Origin of the sequence: Microbacterium sp. Se5.02b (assembly GCF_019464375.1) — a bacterium.
Taxonomy (GTDB): domain Bacteria; phylum Actinomycetota; class Actinomycetes; order Actinomycetales; family Microbacteriaceae; genus Microbacterium.
On sequence record NZ_CP080491.1, the window covers coordinates 580,496 to 597,925 of the forward strand.

Genomic DNA, 17,430 nt, shown 5'->3' on the forward strand with positions numbered 1-17,430 from the left:
GGCCGCGGGCCCGCGGCATCATCTCGCGGAATTCTGGCATCCATTAGTACAGAAATTCGAATGTAACATGTCATCTCGGTAGAGTGAGAGCATGTCCACACTGACCGGGTTGCACGAGGCGATGGCTCATCTCGACGCGGCGTGGGCAGATGCTGCGGGCGCGGGCGATCTGTCCCGCCCGCAGTTGATCGAGGTCGGCGCGGCGCTCGGGGTGCTGCAGCGGCGGCTGGATGCGGTGCATACCGATGTGGCCGCGGGGATCTCGCGGGAGTCGCGTCCGGAACTGGGGGCGGACAGCCTGGCGAAGCAGCAGGGCTTCCGGTCCCCGGCGAGACTGATCGCCGCGACGACGGGGGTCTCGACCGGGGATGCGGTGCGGTTGGTGAAGGTGGGGGAGGCGACCGCCCCACGCACCGACCTGCGGGGAGAGCGGCTGCCCGCGAGGTATCCGGTCGTGCGCGACGCGTTGACCTCCGGTGTGTTGAGCGCCCAGGTCGCGAGTGTGGTCATCGCCGTGCTGGATCGGTGTCGGGTGGTCGCGGGGGCCGTCAGGGTGGCCGAGGCGGAGCGGATGCTGGTCGAGAAAGCGCGGGGGCTGGCGCTCGATGAGGTGCGCAGGCTCGCGGTGCGGGCTGAGGCATGGCTCGACCCCGACGGCGTCGAGCCGAAAGAGGAGGAGCGGCGCGCGAAGCGGTCGTTGACGGTGTTCGAGCGAGACGGGATGGTGCATCTGAACGCCGTCCTCGATGTCGAGACCGCGGCTCCCGTGGTGACCGCGATCCGCGGGTACGTGACCGCCGTGTTCGCCGCACGGCAGGATGCGCCCGACAGTGCGGCCCCGGATGCCGATCGGCGCACGGTGCCGATGATCCAGGTCGACGCGCTCTCCGTGTTCTGCGCCCATGTGCTCGACTGCGACCGGAAGGTCCCGCTCGCCGGGGCGACCGTCGTGGTGCGGATGAGCCTCGAAGACCTCGAGTCCGGGTCGGGGTCGGCAGCCCTCGACGGTCTGGACCATCCGGTCAGTATCGGAGCCGCGCGGCGGATGGCCGCGGGTGGGGGAGTCATCCCGTGCGTGTTGGACGGGGCGAGCGAGATCCTCGACTGGGGCCGGGAGAGACGACTGTTCACCCGCGCGCAACGCCTCGCACTGGTCGAGCGGGATGGCGGGTGCGCGATGTGCGGGTTGCCGCCGGAGATGACGAAGGCGCATCACATCCGGTGGTGGAAGCGCGACCGCGGGCCGACCGACCTGTCGAACGGCGTGCTGCTGTGCGAGACCTGTCACCATCGCATCCACGACAACGGATGGCAGATCCGCATCGAAGGGCCGCGGGTGTGGTTCATTCCCCGGGCTACGTCGATCCCGCGCGACGACCACGGCTCGGCGGACGCGCACGCTTCGACATCGCGGCCTGACCGCATGGCCACATCGCGGCCTGACCGCATGGCCGTCTGACCGCAAGGCCGTCTGGCCGTGCGGCGGCCTGACCGCACGGCTGTCTGACCGCAAGGCTGCAGAACTGCGCCGCCGTCGAACCTCGCCGCAGAGCCTCGATGGAGAACCTCGCTGGAGACAGGACTGACCCGTCGTCTGACGGTCGCGGGACTCAGCGGCGGCCGACGCCTGCCTTACGGAGCCGGTCGGCGATGAGGATGCCGAGTGCGGTGGCGCCGACGCAGCTGGCCAGAGTGATCGCGAAGAACAGCACCTGGATGCCGAGCGGAAAGGAACCGAGATCGAAAGAAGCCCAGGCGAGAGCCGGATAGACGACACCGACGATCACCGCCCCCGCGTAGTGCAGCCAGGTGCCCCAGTACCGCCACAGCACGAAGAGGAACGGCAGCTCGGTGAAGGCCGCCCACCACAGATTCGTCGCGACGCTGCCGAAGCCATAGCCCGAGAACGGCACGATCACCAATCCCGCCAGCAGGCCGACGAGAAGTCCGACCAGCGGCCGACGCAGCAGGCGGAGGGCGATGACCGAGGGCAGCAGCCAGAGGCCGGCGAGCCCGACGCTGACGAAGGGAAGACCGGGGAACAGGACCGTCGACAGCCAGTTCGCCGGCGCGAGCAGCAGACCGCCGGCAACGCCGAGGGCAGCGCAGGTGAGCAGGATCGCGGTGGGAAAGCGGAATCGTCCGCCCCGCCTGCGACGGGGAACCGCCCCGTCCGCGCGAGCGGCTTCGCCCGCTGCGTCCGCCCCGCTCATGCGAGCGGCTCCGCGGCAGCCTCGCGAGCGGTCTTCGACGCGGGGAGGCCGCGCCGATCTTCCAGTACCCGCAGAAGCTGACCGCGTTCTTGTCCACACCACGCACGCCGACCAGATGCTTTCGGACGCCCGACGCGAGAGCCTGCTCTCCCGCCGCATACGCGTGGAACGGCGCATCCGGCAGTGCCGTGCGTTCCAGCGTCTCGAGGGCCTGCGCTCCGGGAGCAGCGTCATGAGGCCGTACGATCCACACGAGCTCGACCCCCGAGGGGCGTGCGAAGTCCAGCGCATCCGCCTCGCTCGGCACCTCGATGATCGCCGTGCCGGCGGCCTCGTCCGGCAGCGAAGCGCAGATCGATGCGATCGCCGGCAACGCGGTCTCATCGCCGACCAGGACGACCCGATCGGTGCCGCGCTGCGGGTTGAAGGTGAGGCCCTCGTCGATGATCAGCACGTGCTCTCCCGGCTGACACGTCTCCGCCCAGCGCGACGCGGGGCCGGCGGTCCCGTCGGCGGCCGATCCGTGCAGCACGAAGTCCACATCGATCTCGGCACCGGCCTGCATCGTCGCGGCGCGATACGCGCGGACACTGTAGTTGCGCATCACCGGGCGCTCCCCGTCGGGGATGCGGAGGAACTTCAGGTACCCGAACATCTTGTTGGCCTTCGCCGGCACCCGGTCGAGTCCCGCATCGCCGCCGATCGGCAGGAACAGCCGGAACCACTGATCGAAGCCCATCGGCCGGAACTTCTCGATCTCGCCGCCGCCGAGCGTCACGCGGATCCAGTGCGGAGAGAGACGCTCCGTGCGCAGCACGGTGAGGTGGATGAGTTCGCTGGAGTCGGGCTTGACCATCTTGCTGAACGCCATAGTGCGCCTTTCAGGGAAGCTGCCAGGGGAAGAATGCGATGAAGATGGCGGCGGAGGCCAGCAGCATCGCGACGGTGAACAGGATGTCGCGCGTGCGGAACGGCACGAGGTGCCGCTCGGTGCGCGTGGGATGCGCGCCGAACGCCCGCGAGTCCATGGCCAGGGCCACCCGCTCGGCATGCCGGATCGCCCCCGCCAGGAGAGGGACGATGTAGCCCCAACCGCGGGCGATGCGCGCGAACGGACCGCGTCCCCCGTGGTATCCCCGCACGCGGTGTGCGGCCCGGATCACGGCGAGCTCGTGGCCGAAGCGCGGCACGAAGCGGAAGGCCGCGAGAGCCGTGTAGCCGATCCGGTACGGCACCCGCAGCTGCTGGACGCTCGCCCGCACGAGGTCGGGCCCACTGGTCGTGAGTCCGCCGACGAGCGCGAGGGCGACGATGGAGCCGAGACGCAGAGCCGTCGCGAAGCCGATCAGCAGGGCGCCGCTGTGCAGCGTCCAGTCGCCGATCCGCACGAGCGTCGGAGTGTCCGCGACGAGTGCGGTATCGACCCACAACGAGAAGCCGACGCCCACCAGCAGCATGCCCGCCGGAACGCCGAGCAGCAGAAGGGCGAGGAGGCGACCGGTCAGGCGTGCGCCGATCAGGATCAGGGCATACGCGAGGACGAGGAACGCCGCGGGGGTCGCGAGGTCGCGCACGAAGACGAGCAGCAGCATCGCCGGAGCGAAGCCGGCCACCTTGGCGAGCGGATTGAGCGCATAGAGGAACTGCCGAGGCGATGTGGCCGTCATCCGCGCATACGGGTCGAAGGCGCGAGGTGCGCCGTGAGTGGTGTGTCCGCCGCCTGCGGCATCCGCGCTCACGAGGTCACCCCGAGACCGGCCGAAGCGAGCACCCGCTGCAGGGCGGGCATGCGGAGCCCCGCGTCGGTGAACACCTTCTCATCCTGGAACACGTCGGCGGTGCGCCCGGTCGCCCGCAGGCGTCCGTCGGCGAGCACCACGACATGCGTGGTGTGCTCGGCGACGAGCTGGAGGTCGTGCGTCACGATCACGATCGTCGTCCCCTCGGCGCGCAAGGACTGCAGCAGGTCGAGCAGCTCCGACGCTCTGGCACGGTCCTGTCCGAATGTGGGTTCGTCCAGGGCGAGCACACGCGGTCGGGTGATCAACGCGGTCCCCACCGACAGGCGCCGCTTCTCGCCGCCCGACAGCAGGAACGGATGCACGTCACGCTTGTGTGCGAGGCCGAATCGGGCGAGCATCTCGTCGACCCTGGCGGCGATCTCGGCATCCGGCACCTGCCGCAGCCGCAGCCCGTGGGCCAGCTCGTCGAACACCGTGTGCGCGAGGAACTGGTGCTCAGGGTTCTGGAACACGAACCCGATGCGCTCGGCGAGCTCGCGGGGCGAGGCCGTGCCTGGGTCGATCCCGTCCACCGACACCTGCCCGCGGGGAGGCGGGACCACCCCGGCGAGCGCCTGGATCAGGGTGGTCTTGCCGGCCCCGTTCGCGCCGACGATGGCGGTGAGGCTCCCGGGGCGAACTCGAGGTCGATCCCCTGCAGGATCTCGGTGCGCCGCCGCCGCACGGTCAGGCCGCGGGTCCGGATGATCGGGGCGTCTCCGCGGTCTGCCTCGTCTGCGCGGTCTGCGCCGTCTCCGCGGTCTGCCTCGATGCCGCGGTCTGTCTCGACGCCGCGGTCTGCGCCGGGTGTCGGTGGGACGGTCGTCGACCCCGCGTCGCCCTCCGTCAGCGGTCGTGCACCGTGCCCACCGGCGTCGCGCGAAGCGAGCGCGACGGCCAGCTCGGTCGGCGTCACCGGCAGCGGATCGAGGGCGAGGCCCCTCTCGCCGAGGCGGAGCGCCGCCAGTGTGGCGCCGGGGAGCCACACGCCCATGGCCACCAGCTCAGCGGCATGTCGGCGGATGACGTCGGCGGCGGGGCCGTCGAACGCGACCCGGCCCTCGTGGTCGAGCACGATCGTTCGGGTCACGAAATCCATCGCGGCGTCGAGGTTGTGCTCGACGAGGAGGATCGCGCGATCGCCGGCGGCGACCACATCGGCCAACGCCGCATACACGTCGTCGATGCCCTGCGGGTCGAGGTTGGCGGTCGGCTCATCGAGCACGATCAGCGGGGACCCCATCGCGAGCGCACGCGATCGCGAGTCGTTGCCGCCCGCCGCCGGACAGGTGATCAGGGTTCTCTCCGCGGCGATCCCAGAGTCCGACCCGACGCAGCGCCTCCTCGACGCGCCCGCGCACGACGTCGAGAGGAAGCAGCAGGTTCTCCGGCCCGAAGGCCACCTCGTCGTACACGCTGCCCGTGACGATCTGGGCATCCGGATCCTGGAAGACCATCGCGACCCTGGTGCTCAGCGCGGCCGTCGTCGCGGTCGCCGTGTCGACGCCCCCGGCATGCACGGTACCGACCATGCTCGCCGACAGGGCGTGCGGGATCAGCCCGTTGAGCGCCAGGGTCAGCGTCGACTTTCCGGATCCGGAGGGCCCGAGCAGCAGCACGACCTCGCCCGCGTGGATGTCGAAAGTGACGTCGCCCGGTGAGGGGTGCGGCGCATCGGCGTGGGTGAGTGAGCTCACGCACGCGGAGCAGGGGCGCGGATGGGCGCACGGCGGAGTCCCGGGTCGGCGGATCGAACCCTTCTAACTTAGCTGAGCCTTACCTGATTTGCCATCGAGTCCGACGGCCCTCGCAGCTCGGAGAGGCGTCAGCGCCGCGCGACTCCGGCCGTGCGCAGCGCGGAGCCGATCGCGAGTCCCACGGCCGTCCACGCCACCGGCCCGAGGACGGAGATCGCGAGATAGAGGATCTGCGCCCACAGCGGCATCACCGCGAGGTGCGCGGCGAAGAACACGACCACCGCGACGATCACGCCGATGATCCCCGCCGAGAGGAAGAAACGCCATGGTCCCCAGGCGCGATAGCGGGTGAGGGCGGCGACCCCTTCTTGGATCAGACCGAACAGCAGGGCGGTGCCGATGAAGCGCAGGGCCCATGCCGGGTTGAAGGCGCTCGCGATCAGCGCGGCGAAGACGTGCGTGATCAGGGCCACGAGCGGGAGCCGCAGCACCTCCTGCGCGATGATCCCCGGCAGCACGTGCGAGCCGAGCACGAGACCGTAGAGGAACAGCAGCGGGCTCGCCAGCAGGACGGGTGTCACCCATCCGGCGATGCCCGCGAGGATGCCGGTGGCCACTCCGATCGCCGCGCAGACGAGCAGTACTCGAGTCGACAGGACGGGGGTGCGGGCCACCTCTCCAGCTTACTGTCGACCTATCGGGAGGGCGGCCGTGGAAAACCCTGGCCGATCGGCGAGGGCGGGTTGACCGATCGGCCACATCTCGTATCGATCGCCGAGTGCAGGACTATGTTGAGCCGCGGTGCGGCATCGAGGCCGTACCCCGATCATCGGGAGCACCACATGGGTCGAACACCCCTCCGGATGGCAGCAGCCACCACCCTGGCGACGCTGTTCATCGCATCGACGGCAACCACCGGTTACGCGGCGACCGAGGAGGTGACGCACCCCGTCCCGGTCGCCGGCACCCCCGGTCACTACATCGTGGTCATGATGGCCGACCCGCTCGCCAGCTATGAGGGCGACGTCAAGGGTCTGAAGGCGACGAAGCCCGCCGAGGGCGAGCAGCTCGAGACGCAGTCGCAGGACGCGCAGCGCTATGTCGAGCACCTCCAGGCCGAGCAGACCGACCTCGTCGGCGATCTGGGCGTCACGCCAGACACGACGTACCAGGTCGTGCTGAACGGGTTCAGCGCCGACCTCAGCGGCGAGCAGGTCGATGCGCTCCGGGCGTCCAAGGATGTCTTCGGCGTGTACCCCGACGAGATCCGTCACCCCGATGCGCAGACCTCGACCGACTTCCTCGGACTCGGCGACGACCGCAAGGGCAAGGGCGGTGTCTGGCAGCAGACCGGCGGCGTGGAGAAAGCCGGTGAAGGTGTCGTCGTGGGAGTGATCGACACCGGCATCGCGCCGGAGCACCCGTCGTTCGAGGGCAAGAAGATCAAGAAGCAGAAGAAGCAGCAGAGCCGCCACAAGGGGAACCAGCCCTACACCGACGGCACCCACGTGTACTTCGACAAGTCGGACGGCGGTCAGTTCCAGGCCGCGATGGTCGAGGGCCAGGACTGGGATCACAGCGACTACTCCTCCAAGCTCATCGGCGGACAGTACTTCTTCGCCGGGGCGGAGGCCGCGGGCTTCGACTTCCAGTACGACTACCTGTCTCCGCGTGACGGCGACGGACACGGCTCGCACACCGCCAGCACGGCGGCCGGGAACTTCAAGGTGAAGGCCGAGGTCGAGGGTGTGGACTTCGGCACGATCTCCGGCGTCGCGCCCGGCGCCAAGGTCGCCGCGTACAAGGCGTGCTACGTGGGCCCCGACGTCACCGTCACCGACGACGACATCTGCGCGCTGAGCGACCTCGTCGCCGCGATCGACCAGGCCGTCGCCGACGGTGTCGACGTGATCAACTACTCGATCGGCGGAGGAGCGGCCAGCACGGTCCTCGCTCCGGAGGACATCGCGTTCTTCAACGCGGCGGCCGCCGGTGTGTTCGTCGCCACGAGCGCGGGCAACGACGGCCCCGACCCGGTCACCGCCGACCACGCATCGCCCTGGTACACGACGGTCGCCGCATCCACCATCCCGACCTGGGAGGGCACGGTGCAGTTCGACGGGTTCGAGCAGGCCGGAGCGTCGGTGAGCGTGCCGTTCGGCGAGAGCGTCACCGGCCCGTCGATCTACGCCGGGGATGCCGCAGCCGCCGGGGCAGCCGCCACGGATGCGCAGCTCTGCCTGCCGGACACCCTCGACCCGGCGAAGGTCGCCGGACACATCGTGGTGTGCGATCGCGGGGGCAATGCCCGCGCCGAGAAGTCGCAGGTCGTGAAGGATGCCGGTGGCATCGGCATGGTCCTCGTGAACGTGCCCGGTGGGGCCGACTCGCTCGACAACGACTTCCACGCCGTGCCCACCGTGCACCTGAACGCGGTGCACCGCGCCGCCGTGCTCGCCTACGTGCAGGGTGGCGTCGACCGGCCGATCACCCTCGTGGGTGAGAACACCACGGGTGTCACGACCCCGACGCCGCAGATCGCGGGCTTCTCGAGCCGCGGACCGATGCTGGCCGACGGCAGCGATGTGCTCAAGCCGGATGTCGCCGCCCCCGGCGTCGCGATCCTCGCGGCGACGAACAACGCCCCCGGTGAGGATCCGACCTTCGGCATCCTGTCCGGCACGTCGATGGCTTCGCCGCACGTCGCGGGTCTCGGTGCGCTGTACCTCGGCGAGCACCCGAAGGCGACGCCGGCCGAGATCCGGTCGGCGATGATGACGACCGCCTACGACACGGTGCTGCCCGACGGATCGAAGAACACGAACCCGTTCGAGCAGGGCGCGGGGCAGGTCGACCCGAAGCGGTACCTGAACCCGGGTCTGCTGTACCTCAACGGGGTGAAGGACTGGGCGGCGTTCCTCGACGGGAAGGGGCTGTCGGACTTCCCCGGCATCGACCCCATCGACGGCAGCGATCTGAACCAGGCCTCGATCTCGATCGGCTCGCTCACCAGCGCGCAGACGGTGACCCGCACGGTCACCTCGACCGAGAAGGGGACATTCACCGCGAAGGCCTCCGTGCCGGGAGTGAACGTCAAGGTCACGCCGCAGCAGCTGAAGTTCGACCGGGCGGGTCAGACGAAGACCTTCACGGTCACGTTCGACAACGCCAGCGCGCCCGTGGAGCAGTGGGCCACCGGCTCGCTGACCTGGACGAGCGCGAAGAACTCGGTGCGCTCGCCGATCGCGCTGTTCCCGGTCACGGCCGATGCTCCGGCCGAGGTCACCGGCAGCGGTGCCGACGGCACTGCTCCCGTGGAGATCATCCCCGGGCTCACGGGCGACCTGGCGCTGACGCTCTCGGGCCTCACCCCGTTCCAGTTGCTCGCCGACCCGGACAACCCGGTCGACGGGCACTCGGGCGACGAGAGCTCGGGCGACGCGAACAAGGACGTGGCGTGGATCGTGGACGTGCCGGAGGGGACGACCCTCTCGCGGTTCGACCTCGATTCGTCGGACGACAAGGGCAGCGACCTCGACCTCACCGTGTACCGCGTGGTGAGCGCGGACGACCTGCAGTACTACCAGCGCTGGCAGTCGGCGACAGGTTCGGCCGACGAACAGGTCACGATCCCGGAGCCGACGGCGGGGACCTACCTCGTGGTGGCGAACATCTACTCGACGACGGGGCCGATGACGTGGGACATGACCTACGCCAACGTGCTGCCGGACGGCGAGGGTGAGCTCACCGCGACGCCGAACCCGATCGCCGCGGTGCGCGGACAGCGGACCTCGTACGAGCTCGGCTGGACAGGGCTCACCGCGGGGGCCCGCTACCTCGGGCTGGTGCAGTACGGCGACTCCGAGGTCCGTACCGTGTTGACGGTCGACGTGCCGGCAGCAGCGCCCGAGGCGAAGGCTCCGGAGACGGATGCCCCGTCGACGGATGCCCCGGAGACGGAAGCCCCGGAGACGGATGCCCCGGAGACGGACGCGCCGGAGACGGACGCCCCGCCGACGGATGCCCCGGAGACGGACGCCCCGCCGACGGGTACCCCGGCGCCTGAGGCTCCCCGAGGGTAGGTCCCCCACAGCGCAGCGCCCCGCGGTCTCCCTTCCGCGGGGCGCTGTGTGCGTGCCCGACTCGCATGCACGACAGGACACCTGCGCGTTCCGGGAACACCTGCACGACGAATTCGGCAGAAGAGGGGACGCGGCGGCCGTTCATCGCGCGATCCCTGCCGCTCGTCGCAGCATCCGGTCGGGGGCCGTGCCCGGTGGAGGTCGTGTTCCTAGCGTGGGAGAACGCAACGTCGCGTACCCCGAGGAGACCCCCATGACCGCACCTTCGTCGCGCCGCCGCGACGGCGCCGGACTGGTCGACGCCGACCCGACCATCGTCACCGACCCGACACTCCCGCCCGTCGCCCTCAGCGAAGAGCACCACGAGAAGTCGAACCGCTGGACCCTGCCCAAGATCATCCTCTGGGCGGCGATCGCCCTGCTCGGAGCGGTCGCCTGGACCATGCTCGCGATCGTCCGCGGCGAGACCGTGAACGCGATCTGGTTCGTGTTCGCCGCCGTGTGCACCTACCTGATCGGTTACCGCTTCTACTCGAAGGTGATCGAGAAGTACATCACCCGGCCCGACGACCGCCGTGCCACTCCGGCAGAGGTCAAGCAGGACGGCAAGGACTACGTCCCCACCGACCGCCGGGTGCTCTACGGCCACCACTTCGCGGCCATCGCGGGCGCCGGACCCCTCGTCGGACCGGTGCTCGCCGCACAGATGGGCTACCTCCCCGGCACCATCTGGATCATCGTCGGCGTCGTGCTCGCGGGTGCGGTGCAGGACTACACGGTGCTCTTCTTCTCGATGCGCCGCGGCGGTCGGACCATCGGTCAGATGGCTCGACAGGAACTCGGCAAGATCGGAGGCACTGCCGCGATCATCGCCTCGCTGCTGATCATGCTGATCATCGTCGCCATCCTTGCTCTCGTGGTGGTCAACGCTCTCGGCGAGAGCCCGTGGGGCGTGTTCTCGGTCGCGATGACGATTCCGATCGCGCTGTTCATGGGCGTCTACCTGCGGTTCCTGCGTCCTGGCAAGGTCACCGAGGTGTCGATCATCGGCTTCGTTCTCCTGATGGCCGCGATCATCGGCGGCGGCTGGGTCGCCGGCACCGAGTGGGGTCAGGCGATCTTCCACCTCGACCGCACCACGATCGCGTGGGGCATCATCATCTACGGCTTCGTCGCCGCCGTGCTCCCGGTCTGGCTGCTGCTCGCCCCGCGCGACTACCTGTCGACGTTCATGAAGATCGGCGTCATCGTCATGCTCGCCGGCGCGATCGTCCTGGTCCGCCCCGAGATCACCGTTCCCGCGATCAGCATCTTCGGCGAGAACGGCATGGGCCCGGTGTTCGCCGGTCCGCTCTTCCCGTTCCTGTTCGTGACGATCGCCTGTGGTGCGTTGTCGGGCTTCCACGCGCTGATCGCCTCGGGGACGACGCCGAAGCTGATCGAGAAGGAGCGTCAGACGCGCTTCATCGGCTACGGCGGCATGCTCATGGAGTCGTTCGTCGCGATCATGGCCCTCGTCGCCGCGATCTCGATCGATCAGGGCATCTACTTCGCCATGAACGCGCCGACCGCTGCCACGGGCGGCACCGTCGAGGGAGCCGTCGCCTTCGTGAACTCGTTGGGTCTGACGGGGGTGAACCTCACCCCGGAGATGCTCACCGGCACCGCCACGATGGTCGGAGAGGAATCGATCGTCTCCCGCACCGGTGGAGCACCGACGCTCGCTCTCGGGCTCGCGCACATCATGCAGCAGGCCCTCGGCGGGCAGGCGCTCATGGCGTTCTGGTACCACTTCGCGATCATGTTCGAGGCCCTGTTCATCCTCACGGCCGTGGACGCCGGAACGCGTGTCGCCCGCTTCATGCTGCAGGACTCGATCGGCGCCTGGTTCCCGAAGTTCCGTGACGTCTCGTGGCGTCCGGGTGTGTGGATCTGCACCGCGATCATGGTCGCCGGCTGGGGAGCGATCCTCATCCTCGGCGTGACCGACCCGCTCGGCGGCATCAACACCTTCTTCCCGCTGTTCGGCATCGCGAACCAGCTGCTCGCCGCGATCGCGCTCGCCGTGGTGCTCGCGATCGTCGCCAAGCGCGGCCGGTCGTACGTCAAGTGGCTGTGGATCATCGCGCTGCCGCTCGCGTTCACGGCCGTCGTGACGGTGACCGCGTCGTTGTACAAGATCTTCTCGCCCGTGCCGGCGATCGGATACTGGGCGAACCACTTCCGCTACCTCGAGGCCCTCAACACCGGCGACACGGCGCTCGGCGAACCCGAAGTGCTGCAGGCGGTCATCCGCAACACCGCGGTGCAGGGCACGCTGTCGATCATCTTCGTGACCCTCGCGATCATCGTCATGATCGCCGCCGTGATCGTCACGGTCCGGGCGATCCGCAACGGCGGTGGCGACAACACCGAGGATGCGCCCGTGGCCTCTCGCCGCTTCGCCCCGGCGGGCTTCCTCCCCAGCGCCGACGAGCGCGAGCTCGAGAAGCAGTGGGAGCCGCTCCTCGCCGACGAGCGTCGGACGACGACACACTGAGATGGCCGACACCATGAATCGGACGGATGCCGCGACCACCCTCCTGCGGACGCTGCTCAGCGCCGCGGGGCGGATCGGCCGCGGCATCCGCTGGTACATGACGACGCTCATGGGAGACACCGCGTACGCCACGTATGTCGCCCATCAGCGGCGGGTGCATCCGCACGAGGAGCCGATGAGCGAGCGGCAGTTCTGGCGGCAGAGGATGGACGACCAGGATCGCAACCCCGGTGCCCGCTGCTGCTGAGGATCACGCCGCTCGGTGCCTAGGCTGAGGGCATGACCGACGTCGTTCTCGCAGCGATCCTCGGCGTGCTCGGCGGCATCGTCTTGTCGGTGCTCCTGCTGCTCGCACGCCGACTCGCGCGCGGGGCGACCGACCTGGGAAGCGACGCCGAACAGGCTGCGCTCACGGCACTGCATCAGGCGAGCCTGGCGGCACCGCACCTGCGCGCTGGGCTCTCCGCGCCGGATGTCGTCAAGGCCGCGCGGCATCTGCGGGTCCTCCTCGGCAGCGCGGCGGTCGCGATCGTGAGCGCCGAGGGCGCTGTGTCCTTCGACGGAACCTCCGACGGACTGGAATCCGCGGCACGCCGCATCGCCACACAGGTCGGCGCCTCCGGCCGGAGGCAGGTCTTCCCCGCTCCAGGAAGGGACGACGACCTGGAGGCCGTCGGAGCTCCGATCCTCGTCGACGGCCGGGTGGCCGGTGTGGTCGTGGCGTTCGCTGCTCCCGTCAGGGCCGCACTCGTGCGCGCGGCCGAAGAGGTCGCCGACTGGTGCGCCGCGCAGGTCGAGCTCGGGGGACTCGATGCCTCGCGGACCCAGCTCGCCGAGGCGGAGCTGCGGTCGCTGCGGGCGCAGATCTCGCCGCACTTCATCTACAACGCCCTCACGGCGATCGCCTCGTTCGTGCTCACCGATCCGGCCCGCGCGAGGGAGCTGATCCTCGAGTTCGCCGATTTCACGCGGTACTCGTTCCGTCGCCAGGGGGAGTTCACCACGCTCGCCGAGGAGCTGGGCAGCATCCACTCGTACCTCGAGCTGGAGAGGGCGCGCTTCGGGGATCGGCTGCGGGTGACGCTGCAGATCGCTCCCGAGACGCTCGCGACCGTGATCCCGTTCCTGTCGGTGCAGCCGCTCGTCGAGAACGCGGTGCGGCACGGACTCGAACCAGGGGAGGGCGGCGGCGAGATCCGCATCGCCTCGAGAGACGACGGCACCCACACCGAGATCACGGTCGAAGACGACGGGGTCGGCATGGACCCCGAGGGGCTGCGAGCCACACTCACCGCAGGCGACGACGGTCTGCACGTGGGGCTGCGCAACGTCGACACCCGCCTGCGCCAGCTGTACGGCGCGGAGGGCGGTCTGGTGGTCGAGACGAACACCGACGCGGGGACGCTGGTGCGCCTGCGGGTGCCGAAGTCGCAACCGCAGCACGATCCGAGCGCAGAGGGACGAGGATGACGACGAACGGGGTGGGTGCATGATCGACGTCCTGGTCGCCGACGACGAGCAACCGGCGCTCGACGAGCTGGTGCATCTGCTGCGCTCGGATGCCCGCATCGGCGAGATCCTCACGGCATCGTCGGGAGCGGAGGCGCTGCGCCGCCTGTCGGAGCGCCGGGTGCGGATCGCGTTCCTCGACATCCACATGCCGGGACTCGCCGGGACGGAACTCGCGCGAGCACTGCTGCGCCTCGCCGAGCCGCCCGCGGTCGTGTTCGTCACGGCGGACGAGGCCAAGGCCGTCGAAGCCTTCGAGCTCCGCGCCGCCGACTACCTGCTCAAGCCCGTGCGGGTGCAACGGCTGCGGCAGGCGGTCGACCGCGTGATCGAGCTCGGCGATGTCGCGGCGCCGGGTGACGACGAGATGCTCCCTGTCACGGTCGGGTCCGTGGTGCGGTTCGTGCGCCGCAGCGAGGTGCGGTGGGTGCAGGCCCAGGGAGACTACTCCCGTCTGCACACGGGGAGGGTGCAGGGCACCTGGTGCGCACGCCGATCTCCGAGCTCGAGGCGCGGTGGGCGGAGGCCGGGTTCCTGCGCATCCATCGCTCGTCCCTCGTGCGTACGTCGGCGGTGACGGCCGCCCGGTTGTCGGGGTCGGAGCCGGCGGTGTCGATCGGGCAGGTCTCGCTGCCGGTCAGCCGTCGGCTCGTGCCCGCGGTGCGGGAGGCGCTCCTGCGCGGAGAAGGCGCGGGATGAACGAGAAGCCGAAGCGCGTCCGTGTGACGGCCGACCTCCCTGATCGGCGGCCCGCGACCTTCACGCGCGGCATCGCGCTGCCCGGATCCCCGGTCGACGAAGCGGATGCCGTGTATGCCAGAGCCCTCATGCGCAGTCAGCTCCGTCTGGCGCTCGGGACGGTCGCGGGGTTCGTCGTCGTGGTGATCGCGCTCACGCTCGCGATCGCGCTGATCCCCGAGATCGGTGAGGTGCTGGTGTGGGGCCTGCCGCTGTCGTGGCTGCTCCAGGCGTACGCCTTCTATCCGATCATCCTCGTCTTCGGCGTGCTCTACGTCCGCACGGCCACGCGCAACGAGCGGCGATACCGGGCGCTCCGGGACCGCGAATGAACGCCGTCATGGACCTCGTCGGAGTCGCGTTCGTCATCGTCGCGACGCTGCTCATCGGCGTCTACGGTCTGCGCATCTCGCGTACGACGGGAGACTTCTTCGTCGCCTCGCGCACGGTGCGCCCGGTGTGGAACGCGTCCGCGATCAGCGGGGAGTACCTGTCGGCGGGGACCTTCCTCGGGCTGTCCGGTCTCGTGCTGCTCGACGGCGCCCGCGGCTTCTGGTTCCCCATCGGGTATGCCGCGGGCTATCTCCTCGTGCTCGCCTTCGTCGCGGCGCCGCTGCGTCGCAGCGGGGCGTACACGATCCCCGACTTCATGGAAGCCCGACTGGAGTCGACCTCGGCGCGCAGGGTGACCAGCATCGCGGTGCTCGTCATCGGGTGGTTGTACATCGTGCCGCAGCTGCACGGCGCGGGGATCACCCTGTCCGTGGTGGCGGGCCTGCCGGAGTGGGTGGGGGCCGTGACGGTCGCGGTGCTCGTCGCGGCCGCGGTCGCCGCCGGCGGCATGCGCGCGATCACCTACGTGCAGGCGTTCCAGTACTGGCTCAAGCTCACGGCACTGCTCGTGCCGGTCGTCTTCCTCGCGTTCGCGCTCAGCGGCGGCCCGCACGACTTCGATCCGGCGCTCGTCTTCCCGGTCGAGGCCGGGCCGTCGGGGTTCGACGCGTACGAGACGGCATCCCTGCTGCTCGCACTGCTGCTGGGGACGATGGGGCTGCCGCATGTGCTGGTGCGCTTCTACACGAGCCCGACCGGGGTGTCGGCGCGACGGACTACGGTCATCGTGATCGGCATGGTCAGTGCCTTCTATGCGGTGTCGAGCACGATGGGGCTGCTGGCGCGCATCGCCGCACCCGACCTCGCGGTGCCCGGTATCGCCGACACCGTGGTGCTGCTGCTGCCGTCGCGCGTGTTCCCCGGTGTGCTCGGCGAGCTGTTGACGGCACTGATCGTCGCGGGGGCGTTCGCCGCGTTCCTGGCGACCTCGGCCGGCCTCGTCGTGTCGCTCGCGGGCGTCGTCAGCCAGGACGTGTTCTCAGGGTCGGTGCGCTCGTTCCGGGTGTCCGCCGTGCTGTGCGCGCTCGTCCCCCTCGGCGTGGCACTGCTCACCGCGCCGGCGGGACTCGGGTCGAGTGTCGGCGTGGTGTTCGTCGTCGCGGCATCCACCCTCTCGCCCGTCGTGCTGCTCGGGGTGTGGTGGCGCGGGCTCACGGCCCGCGGCGCGGTGGCCGGCATGGTCTCGGGCGGCGTGGCGACGGGGCTCGCCCTGCTCGTGCACGCGGCGGTCGACGGGGTCGGGGTCGCCGCGCCCTACCTCGCCCAGCCGGCGGCCTGGACGATCCCGCTCGCCGCCGCGGTGACGGTGGTGGTGTCGCTGCTCGATCCGCGGGGTCCGTCGCCGAGGGCGGAGCGCTTCCTCGCACGAGTCCACACCCCGGAGCGTGGCTGACCCGGCGCATCGAACGGCCCGTGGACGGCGGACGACCAGCGGACGGGGCCCCGGCGGATTCAGGCCGAGGCGGAACGCAGTGACCAGGCCGGCCACCAGCCGTCGGGGAGACGGGCGAGGAGGTCCGCGGCATCGTCGAGCCGCTGCGCCGGAAGGGAGGGATCGGGCTCGCCGCCGCTCGCTCGGCCGGTGCCGTCGGAGATGTGGATCCGCGTGTGCAGCCAGCGCCGCTCCCCGATGGGGAACACCTCCCTGAACCCTCCGGCCGCGATCGCGAGCACGGTCTCCTCGACCTGGACGGCCACGGTCTCGGCGGTCTCATCGCAGGCGTCGCAGGTGCACGTCGGCGCGATCTCCCGGAACAGGGCGCCCGCCTCGATCGCGACGGACTCCGCCGTCATGGTGAGGGTGATCGGCGCACCGATCGTCGGCCGCAGCTGAAGCACGCGGGCGTCCGACTCGTCGACGGAGCGATCGACTTCGACGTCGTACCAGGTCACGAGATAGTCGACCAGGGCGTCGACGGCGGGCAGCATGGGCGCGAAACGCTCGGGATGCGACACCCGCGAATAGGCGTCCTCCGGTGGTGAACCGCCGGCCCACCGGGATCCGTATTCGATGACGCGGCCGCTCTCGTCGACGAACTCCGGGATCTCCAGGGCGGGACGCGTGAACGGCACCGGGGCGACGACGAGTTCGACATCGACGTCATCGTGGGTGAGCGCCTCGAGTTCGTCCGCGTCGCGGTCGGCCTGGGGCCAGGAGGCGAGCATCTCCCGGAACGCTTCGCGCTGGTGCGGCTGCTCCACGATCCCCCGCAGCAAGCCGGTGACGGGGATCGACATCGTCGAGGTGCCCACCTCCGCTTCGCCCATCATCCGCCACCGCGCCGCCGGGTGCGCCACCGCGATCGTGTTCCCGAGGAAACGCGCCGCCGCCTCCGCCAGCTCGGGATCGTCGAGGAGGTCGGCGTGCGCGGCCACGAAGTCCCACAGGGCGCCGAGGTCGGCGGCGAGGGCGGCAGGGTCGGCTCCGGCATCGCGCGCGAAGGCCTCGAAGAGCTCGAAGCCCTCCACGAATCGCGG

14 protein-coding genes and 2 pseudogenes are annotated in these 17,430 nt (G+C 70.1%); 8 read left to right on the top strand and 8 right to left on the bottom strand.

The features are described from left to right. Positions 1–91: 91 nt before the first annotated feature. On the top strand, positions 92–1,459 hold the full coding sequence (locus tag K1X59_RS02915; protein WP_258567041.1) for an HNH endonuclease signature motif containing protein: 1,368 nt from the start codon (positions 92–94) through the stop codon (positions 1,457–1,459). Positions 1,460–1,610: 151 nt separating this feature from the next. On the opposite strand, the gene K1X59_RS02920 is transcribed toward K1X59_RS02915, so the two are convergent. The 7 genes and pseudogenes from K1X59_RS02920 to K1X59_RS02940 form a co-directional block, all read right to left on the bottom strand. Then, the gene (locus K1X59_RS02920) at positions 1,611–2,213 is read right to left on the bottom strand and encodes an ECF transporter S component (protein ID WP_183151800.1); all 603 of its coding nucleotides are present in this window, start codon (positions 2,211–2,213) and stop codon (positions 1,611–1,613) included. A gap of 115 nt (positions 2,214–2,328) precedes the next feature. After that, positions 2,329–3,084, bottom strand: a pseudogene (locus tag K1X59_RS02925) (siderophore-interacting protein); the annotation flags it as partial. A 10-nt stretch (positions 3,085–3,094) separates the two neighbouring features. Continuing rightward, positions 3,095–3,880: an energy-coupling factor transporter transmembrane component T gene (locus K1X59_RS02930; protein WP_183152742.1), complete on the bottom strand. Its 786-nt coding sequence runs from the start codon at positions 3,878–3,880 to the stop codon at positions 3,095–3,097. Positions 3,881–3,948: 68 nt separating this feature from the next. Then, positions 3,949–4,611, bottom strand: coding sequence for an energy-coupling factor ABC transporter ATP-binding protein (locus K1X59_RS22690; protein ID WP_396652598.1), 663 nt, complete (start codon positions 4,609–4,611; stop codon positions 3,949–3,951). Next, positions 4,575–5,237 (bottom strand): hypothetical protein, encoded by a 663-nt coding sequence (locus K1X59_RS22695; RefSeq protein WP_396652605.1) that lies wholly within the window; start codon positions 5,235–5,237, stop codon positions 4,575–4,577. The genes K1X59_RS22690 and K1X59_RS22695 overlap by 37 nt, the downstream gene beginning before the upstream one ends. After that, a complete protein-coding gene (locus K1X59_RS22700) occupies positions 5,209–5,691 on the bottom strand; it encodes an energy-coupling factor ABC transporter ATP-binding protein (protein ID WP_396652564.1) in 483 nt (160 codons plus the stop codon). The genes K1X59_RS22695 and K1X59_RS22700 overlap by 29 nt, the downstream gene beginning before the upstream one ends. A gap of 128 nt (positions 5,692–5,819) precedes the next feature. Further along, positions 5,820–6,365 carry an ECF transporter S component gene (locus K1X59_RS02940; protein ID WP_183151803.1) on the bottom strand — a complete coding sequence of 182 codons (546 nt, stop codon included), beginning with the start codon at positions 6,363–6,365 and terminating at the stop codon, positions 5,820–5,822. Between the two features lie 189 nt (positions 6,366–6,554). On the opposite strand from K1X59_RS02940, the gene K1X59_RS02945 reads away from it, so the two are divergent. The 7 genes and pseudogenes from K1X59_RS02945 to K1X59_RS02975 all read left to right on the top strand — a co-directional run bounded on the left by K1X59_RS02945 (position 6,555) and on the right by K1X59_RS02975 (position 16,345). After that, positions 6,555–9,773, top strand: coding sequence for a S8 family peptidase (locus tag K1X59_RS02945; protein WP_183151804.1), 3,219 nt, complete (start codon positions 6,555–6,557; stop codon positions 9,771–9,773). Positions 9,774–10,026: 253 nt separating this feature from the next. Continuing rightward, a complete protein-coding gene (locus tag K1X59_RS02950) occupies positions 10,027–12,312 on the top strand; it encodes a carbon starvation CstA family protein (RefSeq protein ID WP_183151805.1) in 2,286 nt (761 codons plus the stop codon). Position 12,313: 1 nt separating this feature from the next. Further along, entirely contained in the window at positions 12,314–12,559 is a 246-nt protein-coding gene (locus tag K1X59_RS02955) for a YbdD/YjiX family protein (protein WP_183151806.1), read from the top strand. A 32-nt stretch (positions 12,560–12,591) separates the two neighbouring features. Beyond that, positions 12,592–13,782, top strand: a complete 1,191-nt coding sequence (locus K1X59_RS02960) for a sensor histidine kinase (RefSeq protein ID WP_183151807.1) — start codon at positions 12,592–12,594, stop codon at positions 13,780–13,782. A 19-nt stretch (positions 13,783–13,801) separates the two neighbouring features. After that, positions 13,802–14,520: pseudogene (locus K1X59_RS02965) on the top strand (LytR/AlgR family response regulator transcription factor). Beyond that, complete coding sequence (locus tag K1X59_RS02970) at positions 14,517–14,891, top strand: heavy metal transporter (protein WP_183151809.1); 375 nt, start codon at positions 14,517–14,519, stop codon at positions 14,889–14,891. The pseudogene K1X59_RS02965 and the gene K1X59_RS02970 overlap by 4 nt, the downstream one beginning before the upstream one ends. Next, the gene (locus tag K1X59_RS02975; RefSeq protein WP_183151810.1) at positions 14,888–16,345 is read left to right on the top strand and encodes a cation acetate symporter; all 1,458 of its coding nucleotides are present in this window, start codon (positions 14,888–14,890) and stop codon (positions 16,343–16,345) included. The genes K1X59_RS02970 and K1X59_RS02975 overlap by 4 nt, the downstream gene beginning before the upstream one ends. Positions 16,346–16,404: 59 nt before the next feature. Here the strand turns inward: K1X59_RS02975 and K1X59_RS22705 are convergent, their stop codons facing one another. Continuing rightward, positions 16,405–17,223, bottom strand: a complete 819-nt coding sequence (locus K1X59_RS22705) for a DUF6226 family protein (protein WP_396652599.1) — start codon at positions 17,221–17,223, stop codon at positions 16,405–16,407. Positions 17,224–17,430: the final 207 nt, after the last annotated feature.